This window comes from Gilliamella sp. B2911 (assembly GCF_026536965.1).
Classification (GTDB): domain Bacteria; phylum Pseudomonadota; class Gammaproteobacteria; order Enterobacterales; family Orbaceae; genus Gilliamella; species Gilliamella apicola_E.
This window is the reverse complement of sequence record NZ_JAFNNA010000012.1, coordinates 1-17,227: the sequence shown is the minus strand read 5'-3', so window position 1 is coordinate 17,227 and position 17,227 is coordinate 1. Positions and strand designations below refer to the sequence as shown.

The window sequence follows — 17,227 nt, the reverse complement described above, 5'->3', positions numbered from 1 at the left end:
ATAATATAATAAACTGTAGTTAATTAGTATATAGCAGTTAATTGAAATGTAGGGAACGAATGTAATGCCAATAAAATTAAAAAAAATAAGCACGTTATCCACCTTACTCTTTTTAACAATATTCTCAAATCCTAGTGGTGCTGAATTGGGTGATATTGCAAAGCAAAACCCAATTAATTATAAACCGCATTGGCTAGTTATTCATAGTTCAAACTACTATGATGGCGAAAGTGATGATCTTGTTACCGCTGGAATGGGGTTTACTGCATTATCGAAAATGATCCAAAAGGTCTATTATGCCGATCCATCAAACCCAACTCCCCAAGAATTGCGCCGTGCAAAACTAAATCGATTTATTGATACAAAAACGGGAGAAGGCTCGCTATTTGGATTTAAACGTGAGGATTTGTCGCCTTTATTTGACGGAAAAATTGCCGGCACAGAGATTTTAGCCACCATAAAAGATGAAAATGTTGGCTTGTTATTACAAGTTCCGGTTGATTTTAATAAGAAAAAACCCTGTATTGTTGCCGTACCGGCTTCGGGTTCTGATGGACTATATAACGCCAAAGATATACAAATCCGTGGATTGTGGGGTCTTAAACATAACTGCGCAGTAGTTTATAACGACAAAGGTTTAGGTACTGGTATTTATGATATTACCAACGAACAAGGCTTTACTGTTGATGGTCAAGTTGCTAAGGACAACATACTCTTCAAGCCAACTATCCAAAATCAAAAAGAGTTTATCAAAAATAATCCGCACCGTTATGCAGTAAAACAGCTCCATTCAAAGCAAAATCAAGAAGCAAGTTGGTCAAAATATAACTTCTTCTCAATTATTTTCGCTATGTATGAATTAAATGAGCTATTCCCTGAACCTGGTAAATTGAGCTTCTCCGAATCAAATACCCTTATATTAATCTATGGAGCAGAGGATGGTGCGACAGCTGCGCTTAAAATGGCTGAATCAGATGCGATGGGAAAAATTAATGGTGTAGTGGCTGTTAATCCACAAATTCAGCCACGCCAAGATAGCGCTATTGAAAACAAATCCTATCATTCACTACCGGATTACAGTACCTATGGGGCACTTTATATTCCTTGTGCCATACCGGCAATTGAACCCAATAAGCAGGACAAATACGTCCCTGAAGCCTCTAAATACCTTTTTTCACAAAACCGTTGTGATGCATTAAAACAAGCCAACATACTACCAACCGGCACACCGAAAGAGGCATTGAACAAACTGTATGATTATGGTTGGAAGCCTGAAATGAGCATCCAATTACCTTATTTCTATCTTAATGAATCAATTGCCTACCCTTATAAATATATTAGCGCCTATGGTCGATATGATGTAACTGAAAACATGTGTGACTTTTCAGTGGCAAGTACTCAACAGGACCCCTATTTTAATTCTGGTGAAGTAAAACCACTAAAACAAGTCAATTTTGCCGAAATTTGGGGATTATCTAATGGCCAATTACCAATCTGGGCCAACCATGATGCCACAGCGATTGACCTAGTTGAAAATAAAGATGTCACATCGCCTCGACGTGAATGGTTTTCAAGTTCTACCATTGAACATCAAATAGATTATGGCACTAAAGGAGCTATTTGCTTAAGAGAAAAAATAAAAGAGCCTCGTGTAATTAAAGGGTTAGAAGAAGTCCAAGCAACAGGTAATTTAAATAAAATCAAAACCTTTATTGTTCATGGTAAAAACAACCCTAAACAACTTATCGACCACACATCTCGACCTTATGTTGCATTAAATAGTAAAGTTGAAGGAAAAGAGTCGCAACTTCGTTATATTGAAGTTGAAAATGCGAGTTATCTTGATGGCAAAGCGCCTTTTGACAACACCTTATTACCGATTGACTATTATGGTGAAGAAGCTATCGAATGGTTATGGGCAAATCTAACCAACCAAGTTAATTTACCAGAAAGTCAAGTTATACGCACCAAAGCTAGAGGTGGAATTATTGGTCAAGCACCGCAAGCAACGGCTGAAAATCTAGTCCCAATATCGCAAACTCCAGATAGTAACAATCTAATCACTGTCGATAATGGCAAAATTATATTTCCGCAATAAAATCAAATTCACAAATGACTATCGAACAAATCAAATACGATTCGATAGTCATTTAATCAACTATATTCGATACCTTAATAAGTGAACACATTTTAGGATAAAGCTCGAAAAACAATGTTTTGAGTGGCGTATAGTTTTGTTCAAAATCAATAAAGGTATCGCTTAATAGATAGAGTTTAGGTCGACGCTTTGCCATACCGTTTAAAACGTTACCAATAAAATCCACCGAGGCATAATTTACCAACCATTCACCACGCCACATTGCCCCCATAAAATCTTGATAATCAACAGGATAATTTGCGATATAAGGCTGAATCTGTCGCTTAGTAAAGGTATTGAATGATGAAAGAGATTGCTTAGCGTTAAATTCCGCCCAATATTTTGACAAAAAATGGTCCCAAATAATATCCAAGGTGATCGGTGCAACACGTTGATGTGATTGTCGAAAAAGCAATTTAGCTTGCTTAACTTCAGCAAAACTATCAATCAAACGATCAATCCTACGATGCAACATAATCCCATCGGCAATCTCTTTAGGATATTGTCGATAAGCATCACCTTTAACAAAATCAGCAACTGTATTACCAATCAACGAACTATTCGCCAACGTTGCCAAATGTAAATGTGCAAGAATATTCATGGCTAATCTCGATGTTTAAACTCCCCTTCAGCAAAACCTTCTCGCCAATAACTAGTAATGTGGACCGAACTAGGTTGCAAATCGACATATTTATCTTTAATGGCCTGACGTAATTGCCGAGCAAGCGAACACTCTAACCCGCCCCAAAACAATAGATTATCCTGCTGACCCAAATCCCAACTCATCACCGCATCAACTAATTGATTAGGATGATTGGCATCTTTAATCAACCATTGAACAGATAAATCAGATGGCAGTTCAACGATATCGCTCTTATGATTAACCTCAATAAAAGCAACTGCTTTATGATTTGCAGGTAAATGTTCAAGGGTATAACAGATGGTTGGCAAAGAAGACACATCACCCATCAAAATCAAAAATTGATTATCAAATTCTAACTTACCTGCTGTCCCAACTATACCGATTTGATCACCCACTTTTGCCTGTTGAGCCCAAACCGTCGCTAAACCGCTGTCGTGAATCGCAAAATCAATCACAATTTGATTGGACGACTCATCATAAGCCCGAATACTATAACTGCGAGCAAATTGTCGAACTTTATCACTCACTAAAATTTTATTATTTTCATCTAACATCGGAAAAGTAATTTTGCCAGTCAAAGGATCAGCAAATAACAACTTTAAATGAGGGCAAATCCAATTTGGATTAACTTCTAAAGGCTTATCACAACTAAAATGTAACCGAAAGTAACTCTCTGACGGCCTTTCAACTTTAATCACTGTCAATAAAGCATTAATAATGTATTTTTTTGATTTTTCGTGCATTTGGTGTTCTCTTCTATTCCTCTAATATCGCATCACTATCATACAACATAATTGGTATAAAAAAGGGGAATTTTTAATCGCGGGAAAGAGAAAAAAACCACCCTAAATGGGTGGAATCTAAATCAATAGCAAGTATTAAAAGCGTAAGGCCCCAAACGCCCCACACCAATCCTGATCGAATTTAACCACAGCAGCATCGACGGCTGGATCTGAAATAAACAGCTCCGCCACATCCACCGGCAACGTAATTGACTGACAACCGGCAAGCATACAATCTAAAGCTTGTCTTGGCGTTCTAAAACTGGCTGCTAACACCATCGATTCAGGACAATGCAAATCTAACAGCGCTTGTAGCTCATAAACCGTATCTTTACTATTACCACCTTGGGCATCAATACGATTGACATAAGGAGCAATATATTTTGCACCAGCAAGCGCAGCCAAAAAGCCCTGACCCGCACCATAAACGGCCGTACCTAAAGTTGGAATACCCTGCTTGGTCAACTCCTTAATCGCCATCAACCCCTCGGCATTAACCGGGATTTTAGTCACAATCGATGGAATGACTTTACGAAGTTGTTCAGCTTCCTTAATCATCTCTTTAGCATTATGAGAAAGCACTTGCGCGAATAACAACTTATCAGAACCCAGCAAATCTTGTAATTCAGATAACAAATCAAAAATTGGCTTACCCGATTTAGCGACAATACTTGGATTAGTGGTAACCCCCTTTATTGGCAAAATTGCAGCTAAACGCTTAATCGCTGCAACATCGGCTGTATCTAAATATAATTCCATACCCACTCCTAATTAAATGCTTAATTGATGAGTAGCATAGTAAAAAAAAATTTAACTCAAGCCTAGAAGACAAAATTTCTATTTACTGGACTTTTGTACGATAAATAGCAAAATGCGATCTCGATCACACTTTTAATAATAATTAATAACACATTAAATTAAATAAATTTTTCAACTTTAACTCCACAAGCTATAATTAAACCAACTGCACATTACTTGGTTTACTAACAATATGACCACAACCCTAAAAAACGTATTAACTCAGCTCACTAACCAACAAATCAACCACCTCTATTTTGCCAATAACCAACAAACGGCACCGCTACATGCTTATCAAGTTGATTTTCCGAGGATCGAAGTGATTATAGAAGGTCAACAGCTTATGCAATGGGCTGACAGCAATGGCAAAATAATGACACAACAACTTGAAGTTAATGATCTGCTCTATATTACCGCTAATAGTTGGAACAAACCTATCCGCACAACCCCAATCAGCTGGTTAAACATCTTATTTGGCAAACAGCAAATTGGCATCAGCATTGTTTATTGGGACGGCAACCAATTAATTCCACTAGCACAAACCAACATACCAAGGCGAGGTCCACGAGTTGGCACCTTTATTATTCAAGCGCTATCTGAATTGACTTGGCAAAATCAACCACAAACTCAAACCGGCTACTACTTGATTCAAAGCCTGCTTAGTAACACCCTAGATTTACTCAATGCTGACATAAAAACCGCATCAAAAACCACCAGCTTATTCGAAGCAATACGCCAATATATTGATACTCATTTTCGGGAAGATATAAGCCGTGAATTTCTAGCTAAAATGTTTTATATCTCACCCAACTATTTATCCTATCTATTCAAAAACGAAGGCAAAATTGGCTTAAATGAATATCTCAACCATATCCGCATAGAGTACGCAAAATCACTACTTAAAGATTACGACTTAAACGTCAAAGAAATCTCGCTTGAAGCGGGTTTTAAAGATAGTAACTACTTTTGTCGAATTTTTAGAAAAAAAACCGAACGAACACCCACTGAATATCGACGGCAATATCATAGTAAATTATCGGAAAAGTAAACTCAGTTAATTGAAAGTAAAACAGAAGTTTCTAATTGCAAGCAATTAAGGAGCCCAAAAACCCCGTTCCTCAACTTTTTTTGATTAGAAAAACAGAGTTTCTAAAAAGCACCACCGCTATAGCGGAATTATTTATTTGGACAATATTTCATAACAGAATTTTGAACCCCAAAACCCCGCTCCTCAACTTTTTTCGATAAAAACTAAAAAACCACCCTAGTTGAGGTGGATGATTTACCTTTAACATTAAGCTCTGCGTAAAAAATACTGACCTTATTTATAGCCTTTTTCTATCAGCGGATTTGATAAATCCTATCCGATAGCGCCATCAGGCACAGTGTGCTCTGCTATTAATGCAATTCACTAAAATAATTCTTCAACGCCTGAATAAACGCACTATCTACCATAGCAGGATATTTATTTGCCTGCCATGATTGTAAAAATAATAGATGCTGAACCGTTAAGGATTTATTCATATCGTGGAATTCGTTTAACTGTTCGTTTAACTCTTGGGATGTTGTGAGAAGGGATTGTGGTGTTTTTTGCTTCGGTATTTGGCAATGCTTTTGGTACCATAATTGATAACCACTTAAATCATAATCACCTAATAACTCATACCCCGTTAAATTAGGGCTGGCATTGGGGTAGCGTTTAGTAATAGAACGGGTAGGAAATCCACCGCAAATAATAATTTCATCAATTTTTTTTATATACTTTGCCGTTACCTTTAAGCTAAAACCCAATAATTGCTCAACCACATATAATGATTGATTATAAAGCTTTAAAAAATTACCTTCGGCAATAAACTGAACCGGACTTTTACTTAACGCTATTTTGTCTTCAATATTCATTTTATATTACTCCTTTAATATCAATATTTTTAACCACCACCTCGGTGCCCAGCATTTTTGCCGCTTAGCCGCAAAATCGCTTTTTTTTATGGCTAAACGACGTTGACTCCTTGAGTCAGCTTGCTTTTAATCACCTAATACTATTTTTTATTACCCCCACCCCCGCCCTAAGGATTAAGGACGAAGAAATAAAAACTAAGGATGGGAGCAAAGGCCGTAGTGGTCGATGTAGGTGTGGTGCCAATCCACGTCACCGTAGGGGGTGTTCACGAGAAACTGGTTACTACCATACGGGTCACTAGTCCAGTACCAACTGCTGACGAAGCCAACGCCTGAATAATCAGGCATACGACCCCACTCAGTGAAAAAACCTGAACCTATATGACGCATGTACCAATTACCAGGTGAGGAAGGGGTGGCGCCAGAGATAACTCCATCGTATGTACGAACAGCGTTGGTTAAATCCCTTACGCTAGGAAGGCGATAACCAATACTATTACACCAAGATAAGGTATTAGAATAATTTTTCTCCACAGAACCACGGTTCACGAACCACTGCTTCAAAGTAAAACCATATTTAACAACTGGAGTACCATTACTATCACGACCGACCAACTCGAAAGTCTGAGGCAAAGTAGGTTTAGAAATACGACCAGGATAGGATGAATTATGCTGGGATTGAGTAGCGTAAGGGCCAGTTAAAGTAACACGAACGCTTGTAGCAGTAGAATTAGACATTGTAACTGTGATACCACCCTGAGAAACAGGAGACCAAAACAATGGCTGACTACTACCACTAATATCTAAATCAAAGTACAATCCATTAGCACCAGTTGTAGGAAAGTTTCTACCGTAAGATGATGGACCAGTTGACTGAGGGATAAAACCATCATAAGGGGCCCACATCGAAGCTGGGCCTTGGAAATCCACACCCCAACCATTCTCATTAGGCTTACCATACAACAAGCTAGGCCGAGCAAAACAAACCACCGGCGCAGCCTTAGGATTGACGTAATAAGTCTCACTACTTGCACTGAAAGTACTATGATTAGGAAAACCGTAACGAGTAGATAATGTACCGTCAGTACTGGACAACGTAACCTTATAAGGTGAATTACAAATCTCTGGCACGGTACTACGTGATACCGTTTGACCGCTTTTATCGACGATAGATAAACTTAAAGAACCTGTAGCAGTAACGTTAGCATCACCATCATCATCACCCCAATAATTATTAGGAGGGCCGATAAGAGAACTCAAAGCGACTGAATTTGTATCAGTAGGAACGAACATACGAATATCAGCAAAACTCTGACCCTCAACCGGCAAGACGATTGGAGTTGTAGATGATAAATTAGTAGAAGGCGTGTAATTAGCTCCGTTAGATAGTGTAATCCCAAGCAGACCGTTAGTATCAACTGCACGTGTACGACCACCGTCGAAAGTCAGATAAGGCGGAGTACCCTGTATCTGATTTGCTGTTGTCTGTGATGTCAATGCGTGACCAGAAAAAGGAAGGAAAAAGACCACGGAAAAAACAATCTGCCGGGATAATTTGGGAAAGGATCGAAAACAGGATCCGAAAAAGGATCGCGAAAAGGCTCTGAAAATGGATCCGGAAAACGATCGGAAAAACGTTCGAAAAGAGGATCGCGGAAGCGATCGCGCGAAAACTCGCAGAATTTCACTTGATTGAGTAGAAAAATAAGCCTCAGTGAAAAAATTAAACTGGGATCTGGACTTAGACGAATTTAAAAGATAGGTTGGCCAAGTTGCCTGTTGCCTGTTGCCTGTTGAAAATTATAATGCATATGTGACAATCCTGTCAAGTAATTTTTTGATTAATTTACAATTTTATACTTTTCTGTCAAATTTTAGCCTAGTAGCTAAAACCGTGTAAAAAGTATAGTGATTGGAAAAACACGATGCAACACTTTTTTTCGCTCATTTACGTTAACTTTTGTAAATAGGATCTAAAAAGGATCTAACCGGTATTTGATTAACTTATGTTTTAATTAAAGATATTGCAATTACAAATCTTTTAAATTATAGCGATTGATCCTTAAAAATTTTATTTTAAGGCTTTGGATTAGAAATTTAGTGATTTGGATCATTTAATAATTTTTAAGTGAAATTTAGAACTTCAAAAACCCAGCTCCTCAACTTTTTTTGCGATAAAACACCTCAAAAATAAACCCACCTAGGCGGGTAATTCAAACGTCGCCTAGCCACAAAATCGCTTTTTATGGCTAAACGACGTTGACTCGTAGCTTACTTTTAATCACCTAATACTATTTTTTATCACCCCCACCCCCGCCCTAAGGATTAAGGACGAAGAAATAAGAACTAAGGATGGGAGCAAAGTCCGAAGCCGTTGTAGAAGGTGTTGTTCGAACCCACGAAACCGTAGTCTGTGCCCACGATAAACTGGCTACTACCAGTCGGGGCACTAGTCCAGTAAAAAGTGTCGCCGAAGCCAACGCCTGAATAATCATACATACGACCCCACTCCGTGAAAAAACCTGAACCAATTCTACGTTGGTAATAATTACCAGATGAGGAAGGGGTGGTGCCAGAGATAGCAGGAGATTCTGTACGAACCGCGTTGGTTAAATCCTTTACATTAACAAGACGATAACCAAGACTATTACACCAAGATAATGTATTAGGATAATTTTTCTTCACAGAACCAGTGTTCACGAACCACTGCTTCAATGTAAAACCATATTTGACGACTGGAGTACCATTACTATCACGACCGACCAACTCGAATGTCTGAGGCAAAGTAGGTTTAGAAATAGGAATAGGACTGGATGAATTAATCTGGGATTCGGTAGCGTAAGGACCAGTTAAAGTAACACGAACGCTTGTAGCAGTAGGATTAGACATTGTGACTGTGATACCTCCCTGAGAAACACGAGACCAAGACAATGGCTGACTACTACCACTAATATCTAAATCAAAGTACAATCCATTAGCACCAGTAGTAGGAAAGTTTCTACCGTAACGTGACGGGTCAGTTGACTGAGGGATAAAACCTTTATAAGGGTCCCACATCCAAGACGGACCAGCATAATCCCAAGATGGGTGATCCCTATCTGCACCAAGCTTACCAAACCTTAAGTTAGGCCGAGCAAATCTAACACAAACTGATGAATCAGGCTTAGGATTGACGTAATAAGTCACACTACTTTCACGGAAAGTACTACGATTAGGAAATCCGTAACGAGTAGATAATGTACCGTCAGTAGTAGATAACGTAACCCTATAAGGTGCAGAACCATTACATGTCGTTAACACAGTATTACGTGATACCGATTGACCGTTTTTATCGACGATAGATAAACTTAAAGAACCTGTAGCAGTAACACCAGAATCTCCATCATCATCACCCCAATAATTATTAGGAGGGCCGATAAGAGAACTCAAAGCGACTGAATTTGTATCAGTAGGAACGAACATACGAATATCAGCAAAACTCTGACCCTCAACGGGCAAGACGATTGGTCTTGAAGAAGATGAAGGATTGGTAGAAGGTGTGTAATTAGCTCCGTTAGATAGTGTAATCCCAAGCAGACCATTAGTATCAACTGCACGTGTACGACCACCGTCGAAAGTCAGATAAGGTGCACTACCCTGTATCGCATTCCTAGTTGTCTGTGATGTCAATGCATGACCCGAAAAAGGAAGGAAAAAGACCACGGAAAAAACAATCTGCCGGGATAATTGGGAAAAGGATCGAAAACAGGATCTGAAACAGGATCCGGAAAACGATCGGAAAAAAGATCGAGAAGAGGATCGCGGAAGCGATCGCGCGAAAATTCGCAGAATTTCACTTGATTGAGTAGAAAAATAAGCTTCAGTGAAAAATTTAAACTGGGTGCTGGACTTAGACGAATTTAAAAGATAGGTTTGGCAGGTTGGCTGTTGGCTGTTGGCTGTTGAAAATTATAATGCATTTTAGACTATCCTGTCAAGTAATTTTTTGATTAATTTACAATTTTATACTTTTCTGTCAAATTTTAGCCTTGTAGCTAAAACCGTGTAAAAAGTATAGTGATTGGAAAAACACGATGCAACACTTTTTTTCACTCATTTACGTTAACTTTTGTAAATAAGATCTGAAAGGGATCTAAATTATAATTAGTTAATTGATGTTTTAATTATAGATATTGCAATTACAAATCTTTAGAATTAGAGCGATTGATCCTCAAAAATTTTATTTTAGGGCTTTGGATTAGAAATTTAGTGATTTTGAGCATTTAATAATTTTTAAGTGAAATTCAAAACCCCAAAAACCCCGCTCCTCAACTTTTTTTGATGGAAAAAACGGCCACTAAAAAACGCCATAATTTAGAGCGGAATTATTTATTTGAGAAAATGTTTCAAAACAGAATTTTTAACCCCAAAAACCCCGTTCCTCAATTTTTTTGAGATAAAATACCTAAAAAATAAACCCGCCGAGGCGGGTAATTCAAACGTCGCTTAGCCGTAAAATCGCTTTTTATAGCTAAACGACGTTGACTCCTTGAGTCAGCTTGCTTTTAATCACCTAATACTATTTTTTATCACTCCAACCCCCGCCCTAAGGATTAAGGACGAAGAAATAAAAACTAAGGATGGGAGCAAAGTCCGGAGCGGAGGCTGTGGTTGTAGTCCGAATCCACGGTACCGTTGAGTGTGTCCATGACAAACCGGTAACTACCATTCGGGTCACTAGTCCAGTGCCAATCGCTGCGGAAGCCAACGCCTGAATAATCGATCATACGACCCCACTCAGTGAAAAAACCTGAACCTATATGACGCATAGACCAATTATACAGCGAGGAAGGGGTGGCGCCGACAGAACCACGACAGTTATAAGAAGAGAAGTTAGGACAAGATGCATTGGTTAAATCACTTACGCGAGGCATTCGATAACCAAGACTATTACACCAAGATAAAGTATTAGAATAATTTTTCTTCACAGAACCACGGTAGACGAACCACTGCTTCAAAGTAAAACCATATTTGACGACTGGAGCACCATTAGTATCACGACCGACCAACTCGAAGGTCTGAGGCAAAGTAGGTTTCGAAATAGGACCAGGATTGGATGAACTTTGCTGGGATGTGGTAGCGTAAGGACCAGTTAAAGTAACACGTACGCTTGTAGCAGTAGAATTAGACATTGTGACTGTGATACCACCATGAGAAACAGGAGACCAAGACAATGGCTGACTACTACCACTAATGAGTAAATCAAAGTACAGTTTGTTAGCACCAGTAGTAGGAAAGTTTCTACCGTAAAGTGACGGGTCTGTTTCTTGAGTGAGAAAACCCTTAGCTGGGTCCCACATTGAAGCTGGACCATTTTGGCTAGAATCATATTGATACGTACTTGGTTTGGCGAAACAAACCACCGGCCCAGCCTTAGGATTGACGTAATAAGTCTCATTACGGGCACTGAAAGTGCTACGATTAGGAACGCCGTAACGAGTTGATAATGTACCGTTAGTACTAGATAACTTAATTCTATAAGGTGCGTTACAAATTGTTAACACGGAATTACGTGATACAGACTGATTGTTTTTATCGACGATAGATAAACTTAAAGAACCTGTAGCAGTAACGTCAGCATCACCATCATCATCACCCCAATAATTATTAGGAGGACCGATAAGTGTACTTAATTCGACTGAATTAGTATCAGCAGGAACGAACATACGAATATCAGCAAAACTCTGACCCTCAACGGGCAAGACGATTGGTCTTGAAGAAGATGAAGGATTGGTAGAAGGCGTGTAATTAGCTCCGTTAGATAGCGTAATCCCAAGCAGACCGTTAGCATCAACTGCACGAGTACGACCACCGTCGAAAGTCAGATAAGGTGCACTACCCTGTATCGCATTCCTAGTTGTCTGTGATGTCAATGCGTGACCCGAAAAAGGAAGGAAAAAGACCACGAAAAAAACAATCTGCCGGGATAATTCGGAAAAGGATCGAAATCTGAAAGAGGATCCGAAAAACGACCGGAAGAAAGATCGAGAAGAGGATCGCGGAAGCGATCGCGCGAAAATTCGCAGAATTTCACTTGATTGAGTAGAAAAATAAGCGTCAGTGAAAAAATTAAGCTGGGAGTTGGACTTAGACGAATTTAAAAGATAGGTTGGCCAGGTTGCCTGTTGCCTGTTGCCTGTTGAAAATTATAATGCATTTTGGACTACCTTGTCAAGTAATTTTTTGATTTATTTGTAATTTTATACTTTTATATCAAATTTTAGCCTCGTAGCTAAAACCGTGTAAAAAGTATAGTGATTGGAAAAACACGATGCAACACTTTTTTTCGCTCATTTACGTTAACTTTTGTAAATAGGATCTAAAAAGGATCTAGATTATAATTGATTGGCTATTGTTTTAATTAAAGATATCACAATTACAAATCTTTAAATAAATGATTAAAGATCCTCGAAATTTTATTTTAGGGCTTTGAATTAGAAATTTAGTAAGTTTGATCATTTAAAACTTTTTAAGTGAAATTTAAAACCTCAAAAACCCCGCTCCTCAACTTTTTTGGATGCAAAAAACGGCCACTAAAAAACGCCATAGCTTAAAGCGGAATTATTTATTTTAGACAATATTTCAAAGCGAATTTTGAACCCCAAAAACCCCGTTCCTCAACTTTTTTGGATGCAAAAAACGGCCACTAAAAAACGCCATAGCTTAAAGCGGAATTATTTATTTTAGACAATATTTCAAAGCGAATTTTGAACCCCAAAAACCCCGTTCCTCAACTTTTTTGGATGCAAAAAACGGCCACTAAAAAACTCCATAGCTTAAAGCGGAATTATTTATTTTAGACAATATTTCAAAGCGAATTTTGAACCCCAAAAACCCCGCTCCTCAACTTTTTTTGATGTAAAAAACGGCCACTAAAAAACGTCACAACTTAAAGCGGAATTATTTATTTTAGACAATATTTCAAAGCGAATTTTGAACCCCTAAAAACCCCGCTCCTCAACTTTTTTTAATGGAAAAATACAGCTACTAAAAAACGCCACAGCTTAAAGCGGAATTATTTATTTGAGACAACATTGCAGAATTTAAAACCCCAAAAACCCCGTTCCTCAACTTTTTTTGCGATAAAATCGCCTCAAAAATAAACCCGCCGAGGCGGGTAATTGAAGCGTCGCTTAGCCGCAAAATCGCTTTTTTTATGGCTAAACGACGTTGACTCCTTGAGTCAGCTTACTTTTAATGACTCAACACTATTTTTTATCACCCCTCACCCCCGCCCTAAGGATTAAGGACGAAGGAATAAGAACTAAGGATAGGCACAAAGCCCGGAGTGGTAGAGGTAATACCAATCCACAGACCCGCTGTCCGCGGCGACGATAAACCAGCTACTACCAGCCAGGTCACTAGTCCAGTAATAAAAGTATTTGAATCCAACGCCTGAATAATCATCCATTTTGCCCCACTCCGTGAAAAAACCTGAACCTATATGACGCATGTAACCATTATGGGGTGCGGAAGGGGTGGCGCCGACTAAACCACGACAGTGAGTGTTTGAACCGTTACCAGAACAAGATGCGTTGGTTAAATCCTTTACGCTAGGCATTCGATAACCAAGACTATTACACCAAGATAAGGTATTAGAATAAGCGTCATCCTTAGAACCTCGGTGGACGAACCACTGCTTCAAAGTAAAACCATATTTGACGACTGGAGTACCATTACTATCACGACCGACCAACTCGAAGGTCTGAGGCAAAGAAATAGTGGAAAGAGGACCAGGATTGGCTGAACTAATCTGGGATGGAGTAGCGTAAGGACCAGTTAAAGTAACGCGTACGCTTGTAGCAGTAGGATTAGACATTGTGACTGTGATACCACCCTGAGAAACAGGAGACCAAGACAATGGTTGACTACTACCACTAATGAGTAAATCAAAGTACAGTTTGTTAGCACCAGTTGTAGGAAAGTTTCTACCGTAAAGTGACGGGTCTGTTTCTTGAGTGAGAAAACCCTTAGCAGGGTCCCACATTGAAGACGGACCAGCAAAATCATCTCTACCAAAAGTCAAATTAGGTCTGGCGAAACAAACCACCGGCTCAGCCTTAGGATTAACGTAATAAGTCTCACTACGGGCACTGAAAGTATTACGATTAGGAAATCCGTAACGAGTTGATAATGTGCCGTTAGTACTGGATAACGTAACCCTATAAGGTGCGTTACAAATTGTTAACACGGAATTACGTGATACAGACTGATTGTTTTTATCGACGATAGATAAACTTAAAGAACCTGTAGCACTAACGCCAGAATCACCATCATCATCCCCCCAATAATTATTAGGAGGACCGATAAGTGTACTCAAAGCGACTGAAGTAGTATCAGTAGGAACGAACATACGAATATCAGCAAAACTCTGACCCTCAACGGGCAAGACGATTGGGGTTGTAGATGATGAATTGTTAGAAGGCGTGTAATTAGCTCCGTTAGATAGTGTAATCCCAAGCAGACCATTAGTATCAACTGCACGTGTACGACCACCGTCGAAAGTCAGATAAGGAGGAGTGCCCTGTATCTGATTTGCTGTTGTCTGTGATGTCAATGCGTGACCCGAAAAAGGAAGGAAAAAGACCACGAAAAAAACAATCTGCCGGGATAATTTAGAAAAACGGAAGGATCGAAAACCGGATCTGAAACAGGATCCGGAAAACGATCGGAAAAAAGATCGAGAAGAGGATCGCGGAAGCGATCGCGGAAGCGATCGCGCGAAAATTCGCAGAATTTCACTTGATTGCGTGGAAAAATAAGTTTCAGTGAAAAAATTAAACTGGGTGCTGGACTTAGACGAATTTAAAAGATAGGTTTGGCAGGTTGGCTGTTGGCTGTTGGCTGTTGAAAATTATATTGCATTTTAGACTATCCTGTCAAGTAATTTTTTGATTAATTTACAATTTTATACTTTTCTGTCAAATTTTAGCCTATTAGCTAAAACCGTGTAAAAAGTATAGTGATTGGAAAAACACGATGCAACACTTTTTTTCGCTCATTTATGTTAACTTTTGTAAATAGGATCTAAAAAGGATCTAAATTATAATTGATTAACTATTGTTTTAATTGGATATATTATCATTACAAATCATTGAAAATATGATTAAAGATCATCGGAAATTTTATTTTAGGGCTTAGAATTAGAAATTTAGTAAGTTTGATCATTTAAAACTTTTTAAGTGAAATTTTGAACCCCAAAAACCCCGCTTCTCAAATTTTTTTTGAGATAAAATACCTCAAAAATAAACCCGCCGAAGCGGGTAATTGAAGCGTCGCTTAGCCGCAAAATCGCTTTTTTTATGGCTAAACGACGTTGACTCGTAGCTTGCTTTTAATTGCTTAATACTATTTTTTATCCCCCCCACCCCCGCCCTAAGGATTAAGGACGAAGGAATAAGAACTAAGGATAGGCACAAAGCCCGTAGTCGTAGCCGCTGTAGAAGTGGTCACCAAACACGCAACCGTTGTTCGTGCTCACGGCAAACTGGAAAATACCAATCGGGTCACTAGTCCAGTACCAATTGTTGACGAAGCCAACGCTAGAGTAATCACCCATACGACCCCACTCCGTGAAAAAACCTGCATCTATATGACGCATTATATGATTACCCGGCGAGGAAGGGGTGGCGCCGACTGAACCGTAACAGTCAGAACCGTTGTTAGGACAATATACGTTGGTTAAATCCTTTACCTTAACAAGACGATAACCAAGACTATTACACCAAGATAATGTACTAGAATAATAGTCCCGCTTAGAACCACGGTTCACGAACCACTGCTTTAAAGTAAAACCATATTTGACGACTGGAGTACCATTAGTATCACGACCGACCAACTCGAAGGTCTGAGGCAAAGTAGGTTTAGAAATAGGACCAGGATTTCTAGAATTATGCTGGGATTCGGTAGCGTAAGGACCAGTTAAAGTAACACGAACGCTTGTAGCAGTAGGATTAGACATTGTGACTGTAATACCACCCAGAGAAACAGGAGACCAAGACAATGGCTGACTACTACCACTAATGAGTAAATCAAAGTACAATCCATTAGCACCAGTTGTAGGAAAGTTTTGACCGTAATAGCGAGGGTCTGTTTTTTGTGTGAGAAAACCCTTAGCTGGGGCCCACATTAAAGCAGGGCCAGCATATTGACCTGTACTATAGTACATATCCGGTCTGGCAAAACAAACCACTGGCGAAGCCTTAGGATTGACGTAATAAGTCACATTACTTGCACTGAAAGTACTACGATTAGGAAATCCGTAACGAGTAGATAATGTACCATCAGTACTGGATAACTTAACCTTATAAGGTGCCTTACAAATTGTTGGAACGGTACTACGTGATACCGATTCATTGTTTTTATCGACGATAGATAAACTTAAACGACCAGTAGCACTAACGCCAGAATCTCCATCATCATCCCCCCAATAATTATTAGGTGGACCGATAAGAGAACTCAAAGCGACTGAATTAGTATCAGTAGGAACGAACATACGAATATCAGCAAAACTCTGACCCACAACGGGCAAGACGATTGGGGTTGTAGATGATGAATTGTTAGAAGGCGTGTAATTAGCTCCGTTAGATAGCGTAATCCCAAGCAAACCGTTAGCATCAACCACACGAGTACGACCACCGTCGAAAGTCAGATAAGGCGGAGTACCCTGTATCTGATTTGCAGTTGTCTGTGAAGTTAATGCGTGACCCGAAAAAGGAAGGAAAAAGGCCAAGAAAAAAACAGTCTGCCGGGATAATTTGAAAAAACGGAAGGATCGAAAACAGGATCCGAAAAAGGATCGCGGAAGCGATCGCGCGAAAATTCGCATAATTTCACTTGATTGAGTGGAAAAATAAGTTTTAGTGAAAAATTTAAACTGGGTGCTGGACTTAGACGAATTTAAAAGATAGGTTGGCCAGGTTGCCTGTT

General features: G+C 39.1%; 11 protein-coding genes. 2 read left to right on the top strand and 9 right to left on the bottom strand.

Going from position 1 to position 17,227, the window contains the following annotated elements; genetic code table 11:
• The first annotated feature begins 64 nt into the window (after window positions 1-64).
• The gene (locus J3U27_RS09650) at window positions 65-2,098 is read left to right on the top strand and encodes a 3-hydroxybutyrate oligomer hydrolase family protein (RefSeq protein WP_267377352.1); all 2,034 of its coding nucleotides are present in this window, start codon (window positions 65-67) and stop codon (window positions 2,096-2,098) included.
• 52 nt (window positions 2,099-2,150) lie between these two features.
• Here the strand turns inward: J3U27_RS09650 and J3U27_RS09645 are convergent, their stop codons facing one another.
• The 3 genes from J3U27_RS09645 to fsa form a co-directional block, all read right to left on the bottom strand.
• Window positions 2,151-2,738, bottom strand: a complete 588-nt coding sequence (locus J3U27_RS09645) for an ACP phosphodiesterase (protein WP_267377351.1) — start codon at window positions 2,736-2,738, stop codon at window positions 2,151-2,153.
• Window positions 2,739-2,740: 2 nt separating this feature from the next.
• On the bottom strand, window positions 2,741-3,523 hold the full coding sequence (locus J3U27_RS09640; protein WP_267377350.1) for a siderophore-interacting protein: 783 nt from the start codon (window positions 3,521-3,523) through the stop codon (window positions 2,741-2,743).
• A gap of 135 nt (window positions 3,524-3,658) precedes the next feature.
• Window positions 3,659-4,321: a fructose-6-phosphate aldolase gene (fsa, locus tag J3U27_RS09635; RefSeq protein ID WP_065734577.1), complete on the bottom strand. Its 663-nt coding sequence runs from the start codon at window positions 4,319-4,321 to the stop codon at window positions 3,659-3,661.
• Window positions 4,322-4,553: 232 nt separating this feature from the next.
• Between fsa and J3U27_RS09630 the strand changes: the two genes are divergently transcribed.
• Window positions 4,554-5,408, top strand: a complete 855-nt coding sequence (locus J3U27_RS09630) for a helix-turn-helix domain-containing protein (RefSeq protein WP_267337517.1) — start codon at window positions 4,554-4,556, stop codon at window positions 5,406-5,408.
• Between the two features lie 350 nt (window positions 5,409-5,758).
• On the opposite strand, the gene J3U27_RS09625 is transcribed toward J3U27_RS09630, so the two are convergent.
• The 6 genes from J3U27_RS09625 to J3U27_RS09600 all read right to left on the bottom strand — a co-directional run bounded on the left by J3U27_RS09625 (window position 5,759) and on the right by J3U27_RS09600 (window position 17,030).
• Window positions 5,759-6,259 carry a hypothetical protein gene (locus tag J3U27_RS09625; RefSeq protein WP_267377349.1) on the bottom strand — a complete coding sequence of 167 codons (501 nt, stop codon included), beginning with the start codon at window positions 6,257-6,259 and terminating at the stop codon, window positions 5,759-5,761.
• A 195-nt stretch (window positions 6,260-6,454) separates the two neighbouring features.
• Entirely contained in the window at window positions 6,455-7,789 is a 1,335-nt protein-coding gene (locus J3U27_RS09620) for a hypothetical protein (RefSeq protein WP_267377348.1), read from the bottom strand.
• 816 nt (window positions 7,790-8,605) lie between these two features.
• Entirely contained in the window at window positions 8,606-9,961 is a 1,356-nt protein-coding gene (locus J3U27_RS09615) for a hypothetical protein (protein WP_267377347.1), read from the bottom strand.
• Between the two features lie 911 nt (window positions 9,962-10,872).
• On the bottom strand, window positions 10,873-12,204 hold the full coding sequence (locus J3U27_RS09610; RefSeq protein WP_267377346.1) for a hypothetical protein: 1,332 nt from the start codon (window positions 12,202-12,204) through the stop codon (window positions 10,873-10,875).
• 1,358 nt (window positions 12,205-13,562) lie between these two features.
• Window positions 13,563-14,888, bottom strand: coding sequence for a hypothetical protein (locus J3U27_RS09605; RefSeq protein ID WP_267377345.1), 1,326 nt, complete (start codon window positions 14,886-14,888; stop codon window positions 13,563-13,565).
• An 813-nt stretch (window positions 14,889-15,701) separates the two neighbouring features.
• A complete protein-coding gene (locus J3U27_RS09600; RefSeq protein WP_267377344.1) occupies window positions 15,702-17,030 on the bottom strand; it encodes a hypothetical protein in 1,329 nt (442 codons plus the stop codon).
• Window positions 17,031-17,227 lie beyond the last annotated feature (197 nt).